The sequence below is a fragment of the Parabacteroides sp. 52 genome (assembly GCF_010500925.1).
Classification (GTDB): domain Bacteria; phylum Bacteroidota; class Bacteroidia; order Bacteroidales; family Tannerellaceae; genus QVMG01.
In genome coordinates, this window is the sequence record NZ_QVMG01000004.1 from 26,397 (window position 1) to 47,668 (window position 21,272).

A 21,272-nucleotide genomic window follows, 5' to 3' on the forward strand; every position below is an offset into this window, starting at 1 on the left:
GTTTTTTCTTTTATTTCTTAATCAGTAGACGGGCTGGCTGTTGCAGTTCGTTTTTCCATTGTTGCACATAGGCAAACCATTCCTTCTCATCGGCATAACCGAATGTCTCTTTCCGGGAGGTGAAGGTGATGTAATAGGTAAAGGAAGAACGCCCTTCGGCAGCGAGAGTATAGAGGTAATTCACCTTGTCGTGTACTTCTTCTTTTACAATCTGCGGAGGGATGCAGACGGCCAGTCCGACTGTTTCTTTCGCGTAGGTGAGGGTGTCGTTTACGGGCCAGTCCGTGCCCCAGCAGGCGATCAATCCCTTTTGGTCGGAGAAAGAAGTAGAGCCTTGGATATTCATCACCCCGCTGCTGAAAACCTCTTTTCCTAACGGACGGTCAAACTGAACCTGTACCTGGCAATCCCGGTGACCGGCATAGAGGATATAACGTATTTTCATAGACAAGAGAGACTCCTGGTATTGCCAACCGTTGACGTCCACGTCAACTACGGTGCGGACAGGACCTGTAGCCAATACCGATTCGGTTCGGCTCTCTACCGGTTCGATATGCAGTGCTTTTTCTCCATTCCACCCTTTCAGGGTGCCCAAGCCGCAACTGCCGCTGACCCGCAATACATCGTCGCCAAAACCACGTGCCAATTGCTCGTTTGTCGGATAAAATTGAGATTCTTCGATCTCCAGACCTTTGTTGAATTTACCGTATATATCGACTGTTTGTTTTTTATCGAAATAAATGCGATAGGCAACCAGCTCCGATTCGAATGCCGGTCCGTGGTGATGTAATAAGTTATAAACAGAACTATGACCTGGTATGCTCAGAGAATGGATTATCTGGTGTTCCCCCTTGTCTGCCCGCAACAACATTTCAGCAAATACCCGGGAGGGATATATACGTTTTTCCTCTTGCGAAGAGAAGGTGAGGTGTAATACACGGGAAGAGAGTGCAGGCAGATCGGCTACGAATACCAACTCATCCGCCTGGCCGTCCCGGTCCAGGTCATCCAACTGGCAAGGGATCTCGGTGGATCCGTCGAAGAGGATAGCCGATCGGATAGGGAAGGGAGCCGGAATGTCTTTGAGGGAAATGACAAAGGGTTCATCTGTTTTGTCGATATTCCACTCATTGGAGATCGTGACCTGCTGTTTGTACACTTCCGCATGAAGCCCGGGAACAGAAAGAAGAACAGCCGCCGTTAGGAAGACCGATCGCATCCTGGGGTATAAGGTTATTTTCATATCAGGGTATTTTTGAATGATACAAAAATAGGCTTATGTCTCGTCGGGGGTGTGTATATTCTGACTATTTAGGTGTATTTTTTGTTCTTTGTATTCGGTGGGAGTCATTCCGTACTTCTGTTTAAAACATTTGCTGAAGTAACGGGGATCATTGATTCCTACCATATACGATACCTGCGACATATTGTATTGGCCTGTCTCGATCAGTTCGGCCGCTCGTTTTACGCGCATCTCTTTGATGAACTCAATCGGTGCCAGTCCGGTCAGGGCTTTCAGTTTCTTGAAAAATACGGACCGGCTTACTGCCAGTTCTTTTACCAGATCGTCCACTACCAGGTCGCCGTTGTCCATATTGCTTTCCATCATCTCTACCAGTTTGTTGATAAACTTCTGGTCGTTGACAGACATCTCACCGTTGATAGAGAGTTGTTCCTTCTTTGTGCGGGAGGTAGTCATCAGGTTGGAGCGATACAATTCCTGTATTTTCTGATGTTGCATCAATAAATTCTCCACGCGTGCCTTGAGATAGGCTGAACTGAATGGCTTGGTGATATAATCATTGGCTCCGTATTCCATCCCTTCGAGTTTGCTTTCCAAGGTGGATTTAGCGGTTAGTAGGATAATCGGAATATGGCTTGTGGCGAGGTTTTCCCGCAATTCTTTTGTCAGTTCGATCCCGTCTTTATCCGGCATCATAATATCACTGATGATGATGTCGGGAATAAGTGAGACGGCTTTCTCGACTCCTTCTTGCCCATTTTTAGCTTCAGCAATGCGGAAGGAAGAAGCAAATATAGCCCGCAGGAAACAACGCAGTTCGTCATTGTCCTCTACCAATAACATCAGGTCACGGGTCGTATTCTCGTCTTCTTCCGGATTGTCGACAGCAAGCGGGAGGGCATATATTGTTTTTTCTTCTGCCTCCTGTCCGGCTTTTGCCGGGCTCATATAGTCGTTCAGGATAAATTCCACCGTGTCTTCGAAATGTTCTTTTCCTTTGACGAACGTGATGATGAAGGTACTGCCTTCTCCCAAAGCCGTATTCACGGCAATAGAGGCTTTATGCATTTCTGCCAGTTCTTTTACCAGAGACAGGCCAATGCCTGAGCTGGATTGGTTGAATAAGTTCTTATCCACCAGATTTTCGAAACGGATGAAGAGGGAATCCTTTTTGTTGGCGGCAATCCCTATGCCCTGATCCTGTACCCCGAAGGTGATCGTCTTTTCATCTTCCTGGATATATACTTTAATCATTTTACCTACGGGGGTAAACTTAAACGCATTGGAAAGCAGGTTGAATATGATCTTTTCCAGATGATCGGCATCGGCCCACATATAAAGCACATTCTTCTCCGGTTCGAAGATAAAATCGATCTTGTGTTCATCAGCCAAGGCTTCGAAATTATCCATGATATTACGGACAAAAGAGATGAGTTCTATCCGTTGTACTTTCATTTTCATCTTCTTATTCTGGATCTTACGGAAGTCAAGGATTTGGTTGACCAGGCGCAACATCCTGTCCGTATTCCGTTCGACCAATTGCAACTGTTCACGTGCTTCCGCAGTTAAAGGTGTATTCTTTATTACATATTCTACCGGTCCGGCAATCAATGTAAGCGGGGTACGCAATTCGTGGGATATATTGGTGAAGAAGCGTAGTTTGATATCTGAGATTTGTTGTTCTACCGTTACCTCATGTTTGAGACGGTAAATGGTGAACAGGATATATACCGCAACCAGGATAATGCCCAAGATGAATAAGATGTATAAAATAAAGGCCAAAGGGGTCTCCCAAAAAGAAGGGGAAATCGTGATCGGTAGTCCACGGACATTATCTACCCATACCCCGTCGTTATTGGTAGACTTGACCTTGAATATATAATCTCCCTTCGGCAGATTGGTATAGGTCACTACCCGTTGTTTGTCCACATGCGACCATTCTTTGTCGAACCCCTCCAGGATATAGGCATATTGGATATTCTCCGGTGCTTTCATATCCATGGCGGCGTATTGAATAGTCACGGTATTTTCTTTGTGTGAAAGGATTAGTTGGCTGGTCTCATCCAGAATCTCTTTCAATGCCTTCTGCTTTCCCGGTCGTACTTCGTCATTGTTTATCTGTAGCCGGGAGAAGGTCACCGGAGGGATAAAGGAGCTTTTAGAGATGGAATCGGGGAAGAAGGACAAGAGACCGTTGCTTGTGCCGAAGAGTATGCGTCCGTCAAGTGTTCGTGTGGAAGAGCCTTCGTTGAAGCCTGCCTTGATATCCAGGCTTTTATCGTTGTAATTGTCGGCTCTTGCTTCGGAGGGTATAAATTTGCAGAGTCCGTTTTCCGTGCTTATCCACAAGTTTTTCTGTGCATCTTCCTGCATGGAAAGAAGAATATCATTGGGAAGTCCGTTTTCAATGGTGTAGGTCGTGAACTGCGCATTCCCCTCTGCATCCATGGCCCCGAGCTTGTTTAACCCCCCGCCAAAGGTAGCCAGGTAGATTTCTCTGTCGCTTGTTTCCGTTATCCAGTATACATCGTTATTGCTCAGGCTGTTTTTATCTCCAGGTACTCTGGAGTAATGGTGGAAACGAATGGATTCGGGGTTGGTGAAATCTTTAGGGAAAGCGATGGCTCCCGAGGTGGTCCCCACCCAGATCTTCCCCCGCGAATCGGAAGTGACAAAGCGTACCCGGTAGCAATGATCGATAGGGTATCCTTTCAGGTTGTTCTGGTGGTTGACAAAGATAACCGAACCATCCGGCTGTTCTTCCATATAATTGAGCCCGCCTCCAAAGGTGGCAATCCACATCCGTCCGTTATCGTCTTCATGCACACAATAGATGTTGTCATCGCTTAGGCTGTACAGGTTGTTGGGATCGGATGTATACTGTGTCATCCGGAACCGTCCGTTTGCTTCTTCCACCCGAAATAATCCATTGCCTTTGGTGGCCAGCCAGATCCGCCCGCGTGAATCTTGCATGATATGATAGGCAACTCCCAAAATATGTTCCCCTGTGTGAGAGATATTACCTTCTCGCGTCAGGCATCCCAGGAAATCGCCTTGTTTGTTGTATATACGCACTTTCCCGTCACGCAATCCTAACCATAAGCGCTGCTGATTGTCTTCATAGACCGAACGAACATCATTGCTGAGCGATTCATAGTTCAACCGATTCGGCGCTTGCAGGTGAAAGCGGCTTTGCTGGAAGGATATCTTTTCCAGTCCTTTGGAATGCGTACACATCCACAGGTTTCCCTGCTTGTCGGACATCACCGCATGTACCTTGTTGGAAAACCGCCAATCGGCCGTTCCCGGTTCATTGAAGAAAGGCCGTAACCTGTTTTCTGTCCTGTCGAAGAAGGAGAAGCCTCCGTTGAATGGATGTACCCATAAATATCCATTCACATCTTCGTGGATAAAGAAAGCCGGCTGTGAGCGATAGGCGCTTCCGACTTCCACCGGCAGGACCTCCTGTTTGAGGGTCTTCGTCGTCGGATTGAAATGGGTAACACCTTTGGCATCTGCCAGGTCAAACCATATCTCTTTGTGGCTGTCTACATAGACTGATAAGATCTTATCACCCGGCATAGAGCGATGAGTGGCTGTTGTATAATGAATTGTCTCCTGATTTTCCGTATGAAAGGTAAAGAAACCATCTTCCCGGGTGGCCACGATCAACTCTTTGTCCGAATAGGGATGGATAAAAAGAATATCGGAGGGCGTATGGAATTCCAATAAACGGAAGCTCTGATTCTTTTTGTTATAAAGCCATACCCGTCCTTTGGAGGAACCGAAATAAAGGTTTTCTTTCCCTTCCAGCATGCAATAGAATGATTGTTTCTGCCGGTTTTTGGACGATTGGGTATCTACAAAATAGAGTACGGGTTTGGATGCCCCATAAGGGATCATACCTATCCCGTTATCGGTCAATAGCCATTCATTACCCGCCTTGTCCTGTTCAACTCCATGAATAACCATCGATGGATATAAACCCGACTGCAACGAATAGACCATCGTTTTTATATCATGTGTCTCTTTGTCGGTACTTACCCGGATGGCTCCGTCGTTATCGGTCAATAACCAGACATGTTCTTCATTCAATATCCGGATGGCCGTGATCGCCAGGTTACTCTCTTTGCCCGAAGCTGGCACTTGCAGGAAGTTCTCCGTGCGTGGGTTAAAACGATAAACGCGGCTGTCGTAAGCCAGTACCCATATGTATCCCAACGAGTCTTCCGCAATATAATCCACCCGGTTGTTGGTCAGGTCTATGCTGTTATCTTCACTCGCTTTATAGGTTTTAAATGTATATCCGTCGAATTTATTGATGCCGTCCCAGGTGGCAAACCACATGAATCCTTTCCGGTCTTCCAGGATACTCATTACGGAGTTTTGCGAAAGCCCTTCGTCGGAAGAATAGTGTGTAAAAGTACATTGCAGCTGGGCATATGAACTTAGGGCGATGCATGTAAATAAGAGAATAGCGTATAACTTTCTCATGATGTGTCTTTATGATATAAGAGTAAATATCACAAAATTAAGGTAAAAATCCGGTTCGTCAAATACAATTGTCTATTACCTTTTCTCCAACAGGAGTGTTTGCGGATCTGTCAGCGGGTTCCAATTGTCTTTTCCTGCCAGGATTTGTTCGATCGTATACCCGTGCAGGTCGGATAACTGCCGCGCGTAGGGAACCCTTGTTTCCGGGCTTGCTCCTTCTCCTGTGTTCAGGTATTCGGCATATACTATTGTTTGTTCCGCCTCCTTTTTGTTCCAGTTATGCCATCCGGCAGGCAGGATATGTTTGCCGAGGTGGCACCGGATAAATACGGCCTGGGCATGGTTGCGCCAGGGACGCGACAGGTAGACCTTGTCTATGCCTTCGGCCGCTGTCAGTGTACAATCAAAGAATACGTAGCCGTAGGAATGTCCTTGCGGAGTGCCCGGAGCAGTGATATACCCATTCCCGTTACTGTGAATCGTACAGCGATGAAAGACGGCGGTAGACCATCCAAAGATAAAATCGACCGATCCTTCCACATAACAATCCTCATAATACTGGCGGCTGTATATGCTGTAGGTATAGAGTGTATCCTGGAATCCCAGAAACCGACACTTTCTGAATACGGATCGGTCGCCGGCCACGAGAACGGCTACTGCTTGTCCGACGGGACCGGAGGTGTTTTGGAAAGTGATTTGCTCTGCATACAGGTTGTCGGCATAGAAATAACAGGTAGCCGATCCGGAGGTCGATTTGTTTTCTCCAAACCGGTTTTTCTTCTGTGCGTAATCATCAAATGTGAGGATGGTTCCTTTTTCTCCGAATAAAGAGAGATTGATCTTGCTTTCCGGGATAATCAGTTTTTCTTTATAAACTCCTTTTCGGATCAGGATACGTGTACGCCCTTCTTTGCGGTAGTCGGGAACGGCAGCGAGGGCTTCTTGTACAGTAAAGAAATCACCCGAACCGTCTTGTGCTACCACCCAGTCGTAGGTGCGCAGATAAGGACGGAAGGCGGGAAAACCTTCCTCCAGTGCAGCCGCTACTATTCCGGCAACCTGGCGTGCACCGTTTATGTTCAGATGGGTGTTGTCTTCTTTCCCTTCCGGCAGGGCAGGTATTGTGTTGGCTGCCACCCACATGAAATAATCCCGTGAAGGAATATCCCCGCATGCCTCGATCCAGGTATGGGTCAGTCTGTTCAGGTCGATCAAAGGAACGTGCAGGGAATCTGCCACCTTCCGGGTTGCCTCCGGATAAAGACCGTGACTGTCTATCAATTTCCCCTTTTCATCGAAATGGCGGCGTACAATGGAGGTAAATAATACCGGGTATCCTCCTTTGTCCCGGGTCTCTTGTACGAAACGTTTCAGGTTGGCTTTGAAGGTGGTTTCCGGGTCCGTATGCCGAGCTGCATCTGTTTTCTGGTCGTTATGTCCGAACTGGATAAAAACGTAATCTCCCGGTTTTATGTTTGTTACCACTGTCTCCCAGCGTCCTTCATCGATGAAACTTTTCGTGCTCCGCCCATTGACAGCATGGTTTTCTACACGCACCTCTTCGGTAAAGAAAGCGGGTAACATCTGTCCCCATCCTCTTTCGGGGTTTTGTCCTTCCCATTTTTTATCGGCCATGGTGGAATCGCCTATCGTATGAATGGTCAGTGTCTTTTTTTGGCCCCATGCCAGTAGGGGGAGGAGCAGGAGGATATATATTCCTATTTTGGTATGCATCTGTATTTATTTTTAGGATATGAAGAAAAATGAGGTCTTTTTCGGTGTGAAACAAAGGTTTACGGAGGGAGAAATAGAAAATCCCGAAACTTCATTTGAGTCAATAAAGTTCGGGATTTTACTTACTAATACCTACCTGTTAAACGATGAAATTCTTTTTACCAACCCGTATTTTGGCTTCCTTCCAAAGCCGGATTTAATTCCATAGCTGCCAATGGGATCGGACGCAACAAGAATTTGTCAGTGATCTGTCCGGCTGATATATCCGGATTGTTGGCTTCTACGTACTCTGCCAGTTTACCGGTACGCGAGAGGTCTGCCCAACGGTGGTTCTCACCGGCCAGTTCCCGTGCCCGTTCATTCAATAGATAATCGATATTTATTTCTGATACAGTGGCCGGTGTTGCTTTTGCACGGTTGCGCACGATGTTTACATAGGTCAGAGCCGATGCATTGTCATTCAATTTGACACAAGCTTCCGCTGCGATCAGATTCGTTTCACCCAAACGAGCCAGGTAGATATCGCGCATGGATGAAGTATTGGAGAAGATGGTTTTCCCATTTTCCATATCATCGAATTTGCGGAAAGAAGCCACACCGTACACATCTTCTTTCATCTTGGCTTCGTAGGTAGTGGTGATATTGTTGATGTTATTTCCTACGGGTAACATTTCTACTACAATCGCCTGGGCGCGGCTGGGATATGCGGCACGCCATGCTTCTACATTGGCTATCTCCCAGGAAGGACAGTAGTAATACGTGACAGCACTGGTATGTATATTCTCTGCACTATAAAAATCCCAATAACTTTTCCGCAATTCAGTCATGAAGGTAGCTTCGTACCGTTCGTCCTGTTTGGCGTTCGTGGTGTTTGTGTTGAACACTTCGTGCATCCACAAGGTGGGTGTCAGGGTAGAAGAGGTATACTTATGTCCTTTCTCCTGTCCGTCCAGGTAGGCACAGAAATGAGCCTGTTGTTTGTTTCCGCTGGTATTGTTTTCTACACTCTTCAGGTCATATCCGACAGATAACAATACTTCTTCGTTTCCTTCTCCTGCATTACTGAACAGGGTAGCAAAAGGGGTTGCCAGGGCATTGCCTGCTCCGGCAGCTTTGGCTGCGTTCAATGCTTCGGTGAAGTCACTTTTGTTATTGGTTCTATATCCTTTAGATAGGTAGGCTTTGGCCAGGTAGTGATTGGCAGCGCGTTTGTTGAAACGTCCGTCGGTGCGCTGGTTGTCCAATCCGGAACCGGCAACCAGCTCTTTCAGTTCGCTGATAACGAAATCGTATATTGCTTCGGCCGATGCCCGTTCAACACTTTCTATCGGAGAGGCCGAACGTTCCTTCACCAAGGGTACGCCCCCAAATTGTTGCACCAGGTTCAGATAATAGAGAGCACGAAGTCCTCTTGCTTCCATCACCCGGTTGTTCCTTGCGGCTGCATCGCCTCCCCAATAAATGACTTCGTTGGCGAGGGAAATAGCTTTGTAATGATCGGTATAGAAGGTTGCCACAGCGCTATTGGCACTGGTGAAGGCGGCTCCATAAAGGTTGGTTACGTCCACACTGGTACGTCCGGAAGCAAAGAGGTCGGTACCTCCTTCAAACAACCAGGGATCGCCCCCATAAATGGTTCGTAAGGAACTGTAAGCTGCATTTGTCAGGCTTTCAAAGCCGGCATCCGTTCCATAATATTCGGCACCGGGAACATCCGATTTGAGGTCCTGGTCCAGGAAGTCGGAACAACTACTTAACGCAACGATGCACATTGCTACTAATACATATATCTTTTTCATGATCTTGTTCTTTTTTGAATTAGAATTTAACGTTCAAACCGATTTGGTAAGTAATCGAACTGGGACCACCTGTACCGTCATTGATCTTCGCATCTGCCCATTCCGGATCGAATCCTTTATAGTCGGTGAATGTAAACGGATTCAATACGTTCGCATAAACTCTCAATGTTTCGAGTCCGATACGGTTTGCCAGGATGCGGGGGAAAGTATATCCCACGGTGATGTTTTTGATCTTCCAGTAAGAAGCATCTACATAGTTTTTTGAACCGAATTCGGTATTCTTTCCGGTATGCCATCCGGTTCCTCCTCCGTGATTGTAATTGACATCATTGAACGGATACGGATAAGAGCCTACGATGGTTTGTCCGGCTACCTGTGTGCGATCCGAAGTCAAAGATGAAGAATTGGTACCATCCCATGTATAGTTAAACATCGGAGCTCCCTGCGGTATGTAGAAGTCCATATCCAGTTTCGTACGTCCACGGTCAGAGTAGTCTGTAAACTCTTCCATGAAGTAGCTGTATACGGTATGTCCTTGTTTGGTGTTGATGCTCATTGAGAAATCGAAGTTCTTATAAGCGAATGAAGTCGAAATCGTACCTGTCCATTTCGGCATACCCTGTCCGATGATCTGGCGGTCGGCATCGTTTATCTTTCCGTCTTTGTTGATATCTTCATAGGTCATGCATCCTTCAAACCATCCATACCATTCGGCTTTGCTTTTGGTCACTCCGTTGACAGTCATCATCTCGTTGGCTGTCTCCTGGGTACATATACCTGTTGATTGTAGGTCGTAAGCTACATCGATAGGCTGTCCGATGAACCATCTCTGGGCACGCATATCTTCTTTTTTGCCTTGTAATTCGAGGATCTGGTTTTTGTTTTTGGCAAAGGTAGCCGTCACATCCCAGTATACATTTTTGTTTTGTACGAGTATACCTTTCAACATCAACTCAATCCCGCTATTACGTACTTTGCCCACGTTGGCAGTCATGCTTCCTGAGTTAGATCCTTGTTCGAGTAATAGTTTCTGATCCATCAGAAGGTCTTTGGAGTCTTTGGAGTACCAGTCGAAAGATCCTGAAAGACGTCCTTGTAAGAAAGAGAAGTCCAGACCCAGGTTCACTTCCGATGTTTTCTCCCAACTCAATAGTTCGTTGATTGTTTCCGGACCAAATCCTTTGCCATAATTGGAATAATAGAGCTGGTTAGCCAGGAAGAGCGTCTCGTAATTGCCTACAGATGCATTATTACCGGTCAAACCGTAGCTGGCACGCAGTTTCAGGTAAGAGATCCAATCTACTTTCTCACGGATGAAATCTTCTTCTCCTATATTCCAAGCCAGTGCCGCAGAAGGGAAAGCACCCCATTTGTTGCCGTCAAGGAATTTGGAAGATCCGTCCCAACGGGAAGAAAGGGTTGCCAGGTATTTGCCTTTATAGCTGTAATTCAGACGTACGGCATAAGACAACATGGTGTTTTTGCTGAAAGCACTATTTACATTGCTGTAGCTGCTGGCCGATCCCAGGTTGTACCATAAGGTATTCGGTGTAACACCTGTACCTGTCAGTCCGTATTTCTCATTCTGCCAACTGTATACACTGGCTAATCCCATCAAGTTGATGTTGTGATCTTGATTGAATGTCTTGATATAGTTCACCTGTGTATCCCAGGTATAAGAGAACATCTGATTCTTGGTTACCGTAGCCAAAGCGGTACCTTCCGGGTTGGAAGAGGCATTGTAAGTAGACGACTGCATAGAAGAGAGTCCTCCGTAGTATTCACCCTGACGGCTGATTGAAAGTGTCGGAGCAAAAGATGTTTTGATAAATACCTCCTGGATCGGTTGGTATTGGGCATACAATGTGCTCAGGAATCGGTATGATTTAGTCTTGTCACTTGAATTCATGGCGTCGATTAAAGGAGAGACGGAAGAAGAGAATCCCGCTGGGAATGTCAAGCTAGAAGCTTGTCCTGGAGCCAGGTCTTTGCCGGGTTGATAGTTCACTTCGCCTGTTTCCGTATTATAAGGTAACCAATATCCATTGGCACGGAATGCTTCCTGTACCCCTCTTTTGGAACCGTAGTCCGAATCGGTGGCAGCCATGTTTGCAGAAGCACCGACAGTGAATTTATCATGGAGTTTACCATCTACGGCAACTTTGATGTTGTAACGTTGCATCTTGTCACCCATCACACCGTCTTCCTGTTGATAACCGGCGCCTATTCGATAGGATACTTTATTGCCGGCACCCGCTACCTGTATGAAGTGGTTCTGTTGGGTACCGTCACTCAACATCAAGTCTCTCCAGTCGGTAAAGTCGCGGTTGATAAATTGGTCACGCATTTTATAAGAAAGGTTACTTCCTTTATCGTTCCAAACAGAAAGTAAATTACCGGAAGTCATTTCCAAAGGGAGACGGCCGTTTGTAATTGTAGCATTCTTGACAGGAGTGGCATATTTCATATAACGGAAATCCATCCATTTCACATCATCCATAAACTCAGGCATACGGGCTTCTGTTTTATATCCCACATATCCGTCATAGGTAACACTTACGCGCGACTCGCCTCCTGTCTTTGCTTGTTTCGTTGTCACAATCACTACCCCGTTGGTTGCGCGTGAACCATAGATAGCCGTAGATGAAGCATCTTTTAAGATGTCGATCTTCTCTATATCCGAAGGGTTCAGGAAGTTAATGTCGTCAGATACAATCCCATCCACGACAAACAAAGGAGAGGTTGACCCTCCTAAGGTACTCTTACCACGGATAGACATATTGAAACTCTCACCCACGCGGCTGGATGCTTGTGAAATGTCCACGCCCGGTACCTGACCTTGCAACGATTCCATCACCGTAGTAGCACCTTTGGCTACCAACTTGGTGTTGTCCACACTGCTGATCGCTCCGGTCAGGTCCGATTTCTTCTGCACACCATAACCTACTACCACTACTTCTTCTAAAGCCTGGGCATCTTCTTTTAATGTTACATTTACAATGGATTGATTTCCTACAGAAACCTCTTGAGACAGATAACCGATATAAGAAACGACCAAAATGGCATTGTCTCCTACATTCGCAATGGCATAGTTACCATCAATATCCGTAATGGCACCGTTGGTGGTACCTTTTACCAGTACATTTGCTCCGATCACAGCTTCACCTGTGATATCGGAAACAACACCTGTCACCTGGCGCCCTTGTGCGAAAGTCACCACGCTGACAAAACACATAAGCAATGATAAGAAAACTTTGTGTACTTTGTTTACTTTTTGTTTATTCATGATAAAAGATTTAATTTAACCTTTAGTTGATTTGATGCAAATGTATGGGGTCTGTACCAAGCCGATGTATACAGATTGTTCATTTATGTGAAAAAATTGATCGAAACCAAAAATTACCATAAATCGTCGGTATTCCTCCCTAATATTGTAATCAGGACGCTATTCACAGCTCAAATCAAATACAAAGATGAGAATAAAACACACACAAACATGCATGATTTTATTGGCTCTGTTCTTGGCTTCGGCAAGTGCTTACGGGCAAAAGAGTAACGCAAAAGACTATGTGCGGATAGAGATTGTTCCTGACCGGCAGGACTGGACATATGCAACCGGTGAAAAGGTCTTTTTTACAGTCCGGGTGATTCGCCGGCATATTCCGCTCTCCAATGTATCCCTTCAGTACGAGATCGGACCGGAAAAGATGCAACCGGTAATCCGGGGAAAGAACTCGTTGGAAAAAGGAGAAATCATTATTGATGGTGGTACGATGCGGGAGCCCGGATTTCTGACCTGCCGCTGTATGGTGCAAGTCGATGGAGTGCTCTATTCCAATTTCCTGAATGTAGGATTTGCCCCGGAAAAGATAGAGCCTACAACGACATTGCCCGATGATTTCAAACTCTTTTGGGAAAAAGCGATCCGAGAGGCACGTGATATACCCTTGGATCCTGTTGTTCGTTTTTTGCCGGAAGAATCGACCTCTTCCTATAATATGTACCATGTGCGGTTACAGCATCATAAAAAAGGAGCTTATTTATATGGCAAATTATGCCTGCCGGTAAAACCGGGAAAGTATCCGGCGGTCTTACGCGTGCCGGGTGCAGGAGTGAAGAAGAATGCTCCGGAGACTGTTTTGGCAGAAATGGGATTGATAACTTTTTCCATTGGCATTCATGGGATTCCGCAGACCTTAGAACCGGAGGTTTACAAAGATTTGCATGAGAGCGCTCTCTCGAACTACGCTTTTTATCACCTGGATAATAAAGACACTTATTACTATCGGAGGGTGTATACGGGTTGCTTGCGGGCTTTGGATTTTCTCTGTACTTTGCCTATGTACGATGGAGAGAATATGGGCGTGATCGGAGGGAGCCAGGGTGGTGCCCTGGCGATGGTGACGGCCGGTCTGGATGCGCGTGTCAAAGCTTTGGTTGCTTTTTACCCGGCATTGTGTGACCTGACAGGGTATCTGTATGATCGTGCCGGCGGATGGCCGCATATGTTTGCCGATCCTTGGAAAGAGCAGCATGTTAAACCGGATAAGATAGAGACTTCCCGGTATTATGACGTGGTCAATTTTGCCCGTTTTATTCAGGCACCCGGGTTTTATTCCTGGGGGTATAATGATCCGACCTGTCCGCCTACTTCTTATTATGCGGCATATAACGTCATTCAAGCTCCCCGCAAATTGTTTGTAGTCCATGAAGCCGGGCATTGGAGATTTCCGGAACAGGATATTATAACGAACCAATGGTTGTATGATAGGCTCACAAAAGGGGAAGTCGATTTTTGATGGTGGCTGACCAATTTGTCTAGGTAAAAAAACAATTATTCATACCCCTTGCCGGTCATTATCTATAATATTGCAACGTAGAAAATAGTATAAAATAGTATATATCCATGAAAAGAAACATTGTAAAACAATCTGCCCTTATCCTGATAGCAGGATTGTTTGTTACCGCTTGTCAAACGAATGTGAAGCAGCCTATTGCTGATACATTACCATCATATGCGTCCTATTACGAAGGTCTGCCCTTTGAGATGGATGTGATAAACCGTCCTCAATTTCCGGATCGGACATTTAATATTGTAGATTATGGAGCCGTAGGCGACGGTATAACAGATAATACGGAGGCTATTCGTAAAACGATACAAGAAATAGCGGCGCAGGGAGGCGGTAAGGTCGTTATCCCTGCCGGTATATGGAAAACAGGACCTATCTGTTTGGTGGATAACATCAACCTGCATACAGAAGCAAATGCTCTGATCGTGTTTGACCCGAATCCAGCATTGTATCCGATCATAGAAACTTCTTTTGAGGGGCTGAATACACGCCGCTCGACTTCGCCTATACATGCCCGGAATGTGCAAAACATAGCAATTACAGGAGCCGGGGTTTTTGACGGATCGGGAGATGCCTGGCGGTTTGTGAAAAAAGGAAAGCTAACCGACAGTCAGTGGCGGTCCTTAGTCGCCTCCGGTGGTGTGTTGGATGAAAGCGGTAATACCTGGTATCCCAGTGAACAATCGCTGAAAGGGCATATTGTCTGTGACGCTTTCAATAACCCGCAAAACCTGAATACGGATGCCGAGTGGGAAGCTATACATCATTGGTTACGTCCCGTACTGGTGAGTATTATCAACTGTAAGGATGTTTTACTGGAAGGGGTCACTTTCCGAAATTCTCCTGCCTGGGGGATTCATCCGCTCTCTTGTGTGAATTTTATCATGTCCGGTGTCAAAGTCTTTAACCCCTGGTATTCGCAGAATGGAGATGGTCTGGATCTGGAATCCTGTACAAACGCTTTAATTGTGGATAATCTGTTTGATGTGGGGGATGATGCCATGTGTATCAAATCGGGAAAAGACAAGGATGGGCGCGAGCGGAATGAACCCTGTCAGAACGTGATTATACGCAATAATACGGTTTTGCACGGCCACGGAGGATTTGTTGTCGGAAGTGAAATGTCGGGAGGAGTGAAAAATATCTATGTGGCAGATTGCCTGTTTACCGGAACCGATGTCGGCCTTCGTTTCAAAAGTACCCGGGGGCGGGGAGGAGTCGTAGAGAATATATGGATAGAGAATATCCATATGTCTGATATACCTACCGAACCTTTGCTGTTTGATCTTTTTTATAGTGGAAAATCGGCTATAGAAGATCTGGAAGAAGGAAGAGTTATCAATAATGATCTTCCTCCTGTAACGGAGGAGACTCCCTCTTTCCGAAATATATCTATCCGAAAAATAAAATGTAATGGCGCTCGTCGAGCTATGTTCTTTAATGGACTTCCAGAAATGAAAATTAAGGATATAAATGTGGAAGATATTATTATTACCTCTAAGTTCGGAGCGGAATTGGTACAGACTGAAGGAGCGACCTTTAGAAATATACAGATATTTCCCGAGCAAGGTCCTCGATTAAGCCTTCAATATACCCAAAAGATACGTGTAGATGGCAAAGAATTACCGGATACCGGTAAAGAGGTTTATCACTTCAATGACTAACTATACGCAATACCTCTTACGAATCAAACGAATAAATACATACACCATGAAAGAATTAAACAAAGAAACAGCTCCTAAAACCTCTTACCCGGAACGCATCATTCAATTTGGAGAAGGTAATTTCCTGCGGGCATTTGCCGATTGGATGATTCAGGTAATGAATGAAAAAACAGATTTCAACAGCAGCGTTGTTGTTGTTCAGCCCATTGAGAATGGTATGGTGGATATGTTAAACAAACAAGATTGTTTGTATCATGTCAACCTCCAGGGATTAGATAAAGGAGAAAAAGTAAACAGCCTGACCCGGGTGGATGTGATCAGCCGGGCTTTGAATCCATATAAAGAATATGAGGCCTTTATCAAACTGGCTGAACAGCCGGAGATACGGTTTGTGATTTCCAACACGACAGAAGCCGGTATCGTTTTCGATCCTTCCTGTAAACTGACAGACGCTCCTGCTTCTTCCTATCCCGGCAAACTGACACAGTTGCTTTATCACCGTTTTCAAACTTTCCATGCAGATAAAGATAAGGGATTGATAATCTTCCCTTGTGAGTTAATCTTCCTGAATGGACACAAACTGAAAGAAACAATTTATCAGTATATCGCTCATTGGAACCTGGGCAAAGAGTTCGAAACATGGTTTACAGAGGCTTGTGGTGTATATGCCACCTTGGTAGACCGGATTGTACCCGGATTCCCCCGAAAAGAGATCGATGTCATCAAAGAAAAACTGCAATACAATGACAATCTGGTCGTACAGGCTGAGATATTCCACCTCTGGGTGATCGAAGCACCTCAGTCCGTGGCTAAGGAATTCCCGGCTGACAAAGCTGGATTAAATGTCCTGTTTGTGCCGAGTGAAGAGCCTTATCATCAGCGAAAAGTGACTTTGTTGAATGGTCCGCATACCGTATTGGCTCCTGTTACCTATCTTTCCGGAGTCGACATCGTAAGGGATGCCTGCCAGCATGAGGTGTTGGGCAAATATATTCACAAGGTGATGTTCGACGAATTATTGGAGACACTGGATTTACCAAAAGAAGAGCTTGTGCAATTCGGACAGGATGTATTGGAGCGTTTCAATAATCCATTCGTCGATCATTCGGTGGTATCCATCATGTTGAATTCTTTCCCGAAATATGCCACTCGTGATCTTCCGGGTCTGAAGGTATACCTCGAACGAAAAGGAAAATTGCCGGAAGGATTGGTGTTGGGATTAGCGGCTATCATGACCTATTATAAAGGAGGCTACCGTGCCGACGGAGCCGCCTGCGAACCCAATGATGCGCCGGAAATACTACAGTTATTTAAAGAACTATGGGCAACAGGGTCTAATTGCAAAGTTGCCGAAGGAGGACTTGGTGCTTCTTTTATCTGGGGAGAAGATCTGAACCTGATTACTGGTTTAACGGATAAGCTTACTTCTTATCTGGATATCATACAGGAAAAAGGAATGCTTAACGTGGTCAAAGAAATTATCTGATGCTTAAATATATTCAAATAAATCCTATTGATAATGTGGCAGTGGCGGTTGAAAACTTAACCGCCGGTGAATTGTTACATGTCGGTGGTAAAATCATTGCCCTGCAGCAAGATATTCCGGCAGGACATAAAGTAGCCTTGCAGGATTTCAAAAAAGGGGATTTTATTATTAAATACGGAGCGCCTATTGGGCATGCACGCGCACAGATTGTCTCCGGTGACTGGGTCAATGAGACAAATATCCGGACGAACCTGGAAGGCTTGCAGGAGTATGTCTTTCATCCGCAGCCTGCTCCTGCCCTGTCACAAGCGAAACAGGATATAACCTTCAAAGGCTACCGTCGTAAAAACGGAGAGGTCGGTATCCGCAATGAGATATGGATTATCCCGACAGTGGGTTGTGTCAATGGTATCACCACCCAGTTGATGGATATGCTCCGCAAAGAAACACAAGGGATTGGAGTAGATGCTATCGTTGCTTATCCGCATAATTACGGATGTTCCCAATTGGGAGATGACCACGAGAATACCCGAAAGATCTTACGTGATATGGTACTTCATCCCAATGCCGGAGCAGTATTGGTGCTTGGCCTGGGTTGTGAGAACAACCAGATAGAAGCTTTCCGTAATTTCCTGGGTGAGTATGATTCCGAGCGTATCCGTTTCATGGAGACGCAGAAGGTAGACGATGAACTGGAAACAGGCATGGAGATACTTCGTGCACTGTATGACCTTGCCTCTAAAGACGAACGAACGGATATCCCTCTCGCTGAATTGCGTGTAGGACTCAAATGTGGTGGCTCAGATGGCTTTTCGGGTATCACAGCCAATCCGCTTCTGGGGGTCTTTTCCGATTTTCTGGTGGCAGAGGGAGGAACTACCGTATTGACAGAGGTGCCGGAAATGTTTGGAGCAGAGACTATACTCATGAATCGGAGTGAATCGGAAGAGGTATTCCATAAAACAGTACACCTGATCAATAATTTTAAATCCTATTTCATAGAGAACAAACAACCGATTTACGAAAATCCCTCTCCAGGGAATAAGGCGGGAGGTATATCCACCTTGGAAGAAAAATCTCTGGGATGTACCCAAAAAGCAGGTACATCTACGGTGAGAAACGTATTATTATATGGAGAACGATTGGATACGACGGGGCTGAACCTGCTCAGTGCTCCGGGCAATGACCTGGTAGCCAGTACCGCTCTTGCGGCTTCGGGTTGTCATATTGTGTTATTTACCACGGGAAGGGGAACGCCTTTCGGCACCTTTGTGCCAACTGTAAAGATAGCCACCAACAGCAATCTTTATATCCGTAAACCCAATTGGATCGACTTCAATGCGGGCTCTTTATTGGAAGGTGAAACCATGGATACTCTCTGTCAGCGTTTCATTCATTTCCTTGTCGAGACAGCCAATGGAGCCTATACGAACAATGAAAAAAGTGGCTACCGGGAGATTGCCATTTTCAAAACGGGGGTAACCTTGTAAGATTAATAAGCGAATAAAAAAAATGAACTCTATGAAACCCTTTATGGATAAAGACTTCCTGTTGACTACGGCTGCCGCACAGGAATTGTATCACAATCATGCGGCCAAGATGCCGATTATCGATTACCATTGTCATCTGATTCCGCAGATGGTGGCCGACGATCATCAATTTCGTTCACTGACAGAGATTTGGTTGGGAGGTGATCATTATAAATGGCGGGCGATGCGTACCAACGGTATCGATGAGAAGTATTGTACCGGAGAAGATACCTCCGACTGGGAGAAGTTTGAGAAGTGGGCGGAGACAGTCCCTTATACCATGCGTAACCCTCTTTATCACTGGACACACCTGGAGTTAAAGACTGCCTTTGGTATAGATAAGATTGTAAGTCCGAAAACAGCCCGTGAGATATTCGACGAATGTAACGAGAAACTCCGTCAACCCGCATATTCGGCTCGGGGTATGATGCGTCGTTACAATGTGGAAACAGTATGTACCACCGACGATCCTATTGATACGCTTGAATATCATAAAAAGACTCGTGAATCCGGTTTTGAAATCAAGATGCTTCCTACATGGAGGCCGGATAAAGCGATGGCTGTTGAAAGTCCTTCTTCCTTCCGTTTGTATGTGGAAAAGCTAGCGGAGGTAAGTGGTGTTACAATCAGTTCCTTTAACGATCTGGTCAGCGCTCTGCAAAACCGTCACGACTTCTTCGCCGCTAACGGTTGCCGTCTCTCCGATCATGGTATCGAAGAGTTTTACGCGGAAGACTATACCGACGCGGAGATCAAAGCCATCTTCAACAAAGTCTACGGTGGCAGCGAGCTGAATAAAGAAGATATATTGAAGTTTAAATCCGCCATGTTAATCCTTTTCGGTGAAATGGATTATGAAAAAGGCTGGACACAACAGTTCCATTACGGAGCGATACGGAATAACAATACCCGTATGTTTAAATTGTTAGGCCCGGATACTGGTTTCGACTCTATCGGCGAATTTAATACCGCCAAAGCCATGTCGAAATTCCTGGATCGCCTGAACACTGAAGGCAAACTGGCTAAGACCATATTGTATAACCTGAACCCCTGTGCCAATGAAGTCATTGCTACGATGTTAGGAAACTTCCAGGATGGCAGCGTACCGGGTAAGATACAGTTTGGTTCGGGATGGTGGTTCCTGGATCAGAAAGACGGTATGCAGAAACAGATGAATGCCTTATCCGTTTTAGGACTCTTAAGTCGTTTTGTCGGTATGCTGACCGATTCACGTAGCTTCCTCTCTTATCCGCGTCATGAATATTTCCGTCGTACCTTATGCGAACTCTTAGGTACGGATATCGAAAACGGTGAACTGCCGGTAAGTGAAATGGCATTTATCGGTAAGATGGTGGAAAACATCAGTTATTATAATGCGAAAGAATTCTTTAAATTTTAAATAAGACCTATTATTACTATTCAGATATGAAAAATAAGATTGTATCATTCGGTGAGATTATGTTACGTCTGGCAACACCGGACTATCTCCGTTTCAACCAGACTTCACAGTTAAACGCCACCTTTGGCGGCGGAGAAGCGAATGTGGCCGTATCACTGGCAAACTACGGACTGGCAACCGAGTTTATAACCCGCCTGCCTAAAAACGATATAGCTCGTGCCTGTGTAATGGACCTGCGCAAATATGGAGTGGGTACCGACCGGATAGTATACGGTGGTGACCGCCTGGGTATCTATTTCCTGGAGACAGGAGCAGTGGCACGTGCCAGTAAGGTCGTTTACGACCGGGCACACTCCTCTATCGCAGAAGTCAAGCCCGGTATGATTAACTGGGAAGAGGTATTGAAAGACGCTCAATGGTTTCATTGGACAGGTATCACCCCTGCCCTTTCACAGGGAGCAGCCGACGCTTGCCTGGAAGCGATCCGTACAGCTAATAAGATGGGAGTGACCGTTTCATGTGACCTGAATTATCGTAAGAATCTATGGAAATACGGTAAATCGGCGGATGAAGTAATGCCTGCCCTGGTAGAAGGTTGCGATATCGTCTTGGGAAATGAAGAAGATTGCGAAAAAGTGTTCGGCATTAAACCGGAAGGATTCGATGTAACGGCAACTCATGGGGAAGTGAATGCCGCCGAATTCGAATCCGTATGCCGTCAGATGCAGGCACGCTTCCCAAGGGCAAAGAAAGTTATTATCACCTTACGCGGAGCAATCAATGCCAACCATAATACATGGGGTGGCGTTTTATTTGCCAACGGCACCTTGTTTCAATCAGCCCGTTATGATATTACCCATATAGTAGACCGCGTAGGTGGCGGCGACTCTTTTATGGGAGGATTGATCTATGGACTTGTCTCTTATCCTGATAATGACCAGAAAGCGCTTGATTTCGCTGTGGCTGCCTCCTGTCTGAAGCATACGATTTACGGAGACTATAATCAGGTCACAGTCGAAGAAGTGGAAAAGTTAATGAGCGGTGACGCTTCGGGACGAGTATCCCGATAAAGGA

11 protein-coding genes are annotated in these 21,272 nt (G+C 45.8%); 6 read left to right on the top strand and 5 right to left on the bottom strand.

Annotated elements, in window-relative coordinates; translation table 11 throughout:
* Positions 1 to 10: 10 nt before the first annotated feature.
* The 5 genes from D0T51_RS04195 to D0T51_RS04215 all read right to left on the bottom strand — a co-directional run bounded on the left by D0T51_RS04195 (position 11) and on the right by D0T51_RS04215 (position 12,556).
* Entirely contained in the window at positions 11 to 1,219 is a 1,209-nt protein-coding gene (locus D0T51_RS04195; protein ID WP_163725815.1) for a DUF4861 domain-containing protein, read from the bottom strand.
* 57 nt (positions 1,220 to 1,276) lie between these two features.
* Positions 1,277 to 5,740 carry a two-component regulator propeller domain-containing protein gene (locus tag D0T51_RS04200; protein WP_373457006.1) on the bottom strand — a complete coding sequence of 1,488 codons (4,464 nt, stop codon included), beginning with the start codon at positions 5,738 to 5,740 and terminating at the stop codon, positions 1,277 to 1,279.
* 72 nt (positions 5,741 to 5,812) lie between these two features.
* Positions 5,813 to 7,471, bottom strand: coding sequence for a pectinesterase family protein (locus D0T51_RS04205; protein WP_163725623.1), 1,659 nt, complete (start codon positions 7,469 to 7,471; stop codon positions 5,813 to 5,815).
* Positions 7,472 to 7,629: 158 nt separating this feature from the next.
* Positions 7,630 to 9,270, bottom strand: coding sequence for a RagB/SusD family nutrient uptake outer membrane protein (locus tag D0T51_RS04210; RefSeq protein WP_163725625.1), 1,641 nt, complete (start codon positions 9,268 to 9,270; stop codon positions 7,630 to 7,632).
* A 19-nt stretch (positions 9,271 to 9,289) separates the two neighbouring features.
* Entirely contained in the window at positions 9,290 to 12,556 is a 3,267-nt protein-coding gene (locus D0T51_RS04215; protein ID WP_163725628.1) for a TonB-dependent receptor, read from the bottom strand.
* Between the two features lie 187 nt (positions 12,557 to 12,743).
* On the opposite strand from D0T51_RS04215, the gene D0T51_RS04220 reads away from it, so the two are divergent.
* The 6 genes from D0T51_RS04220 to D0T51_RS04245 all read left to right on the top strand — a co-directional run bounded on the left by D0T51_RS04220 (position 12,744) and on the right by D0T51_RS04245 (position 21,268).
* The gene (locus D0T51_RS04220; protein ID WP_163725631.1) at positions 12,744 to 14,069 is read left to right on the top strand and encodes an acetylxylan esterase; all 1,326 of its coding nucleotides are present in this window, start codon (positions 12,744 to 12,746) and stop codon (positions 14,067 to 14,069) included.
* Between the two features lie 107 nt (positions 14,070 to 14,176).
* Positions 14,177 to 15,784 carry a glycoside hydrolase family 28 protein gene (locus tag D0T51_RS04225; RefSeq protein ID WP_163725634.1) on the top strand — a complete coding sequence of 536 codons (1,608 nt, stop codon included), beginning with the start codon at positions 14,177 to 14,179 and terminating at the stop codon, positions 15,782 to 15,784.
* A 46-nt stretch (positions 15,785 to 15,830) separates the two neighbouring features.
* On the top strand, positions 15,831 to 17,270 hold the full coding sequence (locus D0T51_RS04230) for a tagaturonate reductase (RefSeq protein ID WP_163725817.1): 1,440 nt from the start codon (positions 15,831 to 15,833) through the stop codon (positions 17,268 to 17,270).
* Positions 17,267 to 18,760, top strand: a complete 1,494-nt coding sequence (locus D0T51_RS04235) for a UxaA family hydrolase (RefSeq protein ID WP_163725820.1) — start codon at positions 17,267 to 17,269, stop codon at positions 18,758 to 18,760. Before D0T51_RS04230 ends, D0T51_RS04235 begins: the two co-directional genes overlap by 4 nt.
* Before the next feature lie 31 nt (positions 18,761 to 18,791).
* A complete protein-coding gene (gene uxaC / locus D0T51_RS04240; RefSeq protein ID WP_163725638.1) occupies positions 18,792 to 20,198 on the top strand; it encodes a glucuronate isomerase in 1,407 nt (468 codons plus the stop codon).
* A 26-nt stretch (positions 20,199 to 20,224) separates the two neighbouring features.
* Complete coding sequence (locus D0T51_RS04245; protein ID WP_163725641.1) at positions 20,225 to 21,268, top strand: sugar kinase; 1,044 nt, start codon at positions 20,225 to 20,227, stop codon at positions 21,266 to 21,268.
* The last annotated feature ends 4 nt before the right edge of the window (positions 21,269 to 21,272 follow it).

Excerpts from the sequence above, each read along its gene's own strand:
- D0T51_RS04195 (WP_163725815.1), bottom strand. The coding sequence starts at position 1,219 with ATGCGATCGGTCTTCCTAACGGCGGCTGTTCTTCTTTCTGTTCCCGGG.
- D0T51_RS04205 (WP_163725623.1), bottom strand. The coding sequence starts at position 7,471 with ATGCATACCAAAATAGGAATATATATCCTCCTGCTCCTCCCCCTACTG.
- D0T51_RS04210 (WP_163725625.1), bottom strand. The coding sequence starts at position 9,270 with ATGAAAAAGATATATGTATTAGTAGCAATGTGCATCGTTGCGTTAAGT.
- D0T51_RS04215 (WP_163725628.1), bottom strand. The coding sequence starts at position 12,556 with ATGAATAAACAAAAAGTAAACAAAGTACACAAAGTTTTCTTATCATTG.
- D0T51_RS04220 (WP_163725631.1), top strand. The coding sequence starts at position 12,744 with ATGAGAATAAAACACACACAAACATGCATGATTTTATTGGCTCTGTTC.
- D0T51_RS04225 (WP_163725634.1), top strand. The coding sequence starts at position 14,177 with ATGAAAAGAAACATTGTAAAACAATCTGCCCTTATCCTGATAGCAGGA.
- D0T51_RS04230 (WP_163725817.1), top strand. The coding sequence starts at position 15,831 with ATGAAAGAATTAAACAAAGAAACAGCTCCTAAAACCTCTTACCCGGAA.
- uxaC (WP_163725638.1), top strand. The coding sequence starts at position 18,792 with ATGAAACCCTTTATGGATAAAGACTTCCTGTTGACTACGGCTGCCGCA.
- D0T51_RS04245 (WP_163725641.1), top strand. The coding sequence starts at position 20,225 with ATGAAAAATAAGATTGTATCATTCGGTGAGATTATGTTACGTCTGGCA.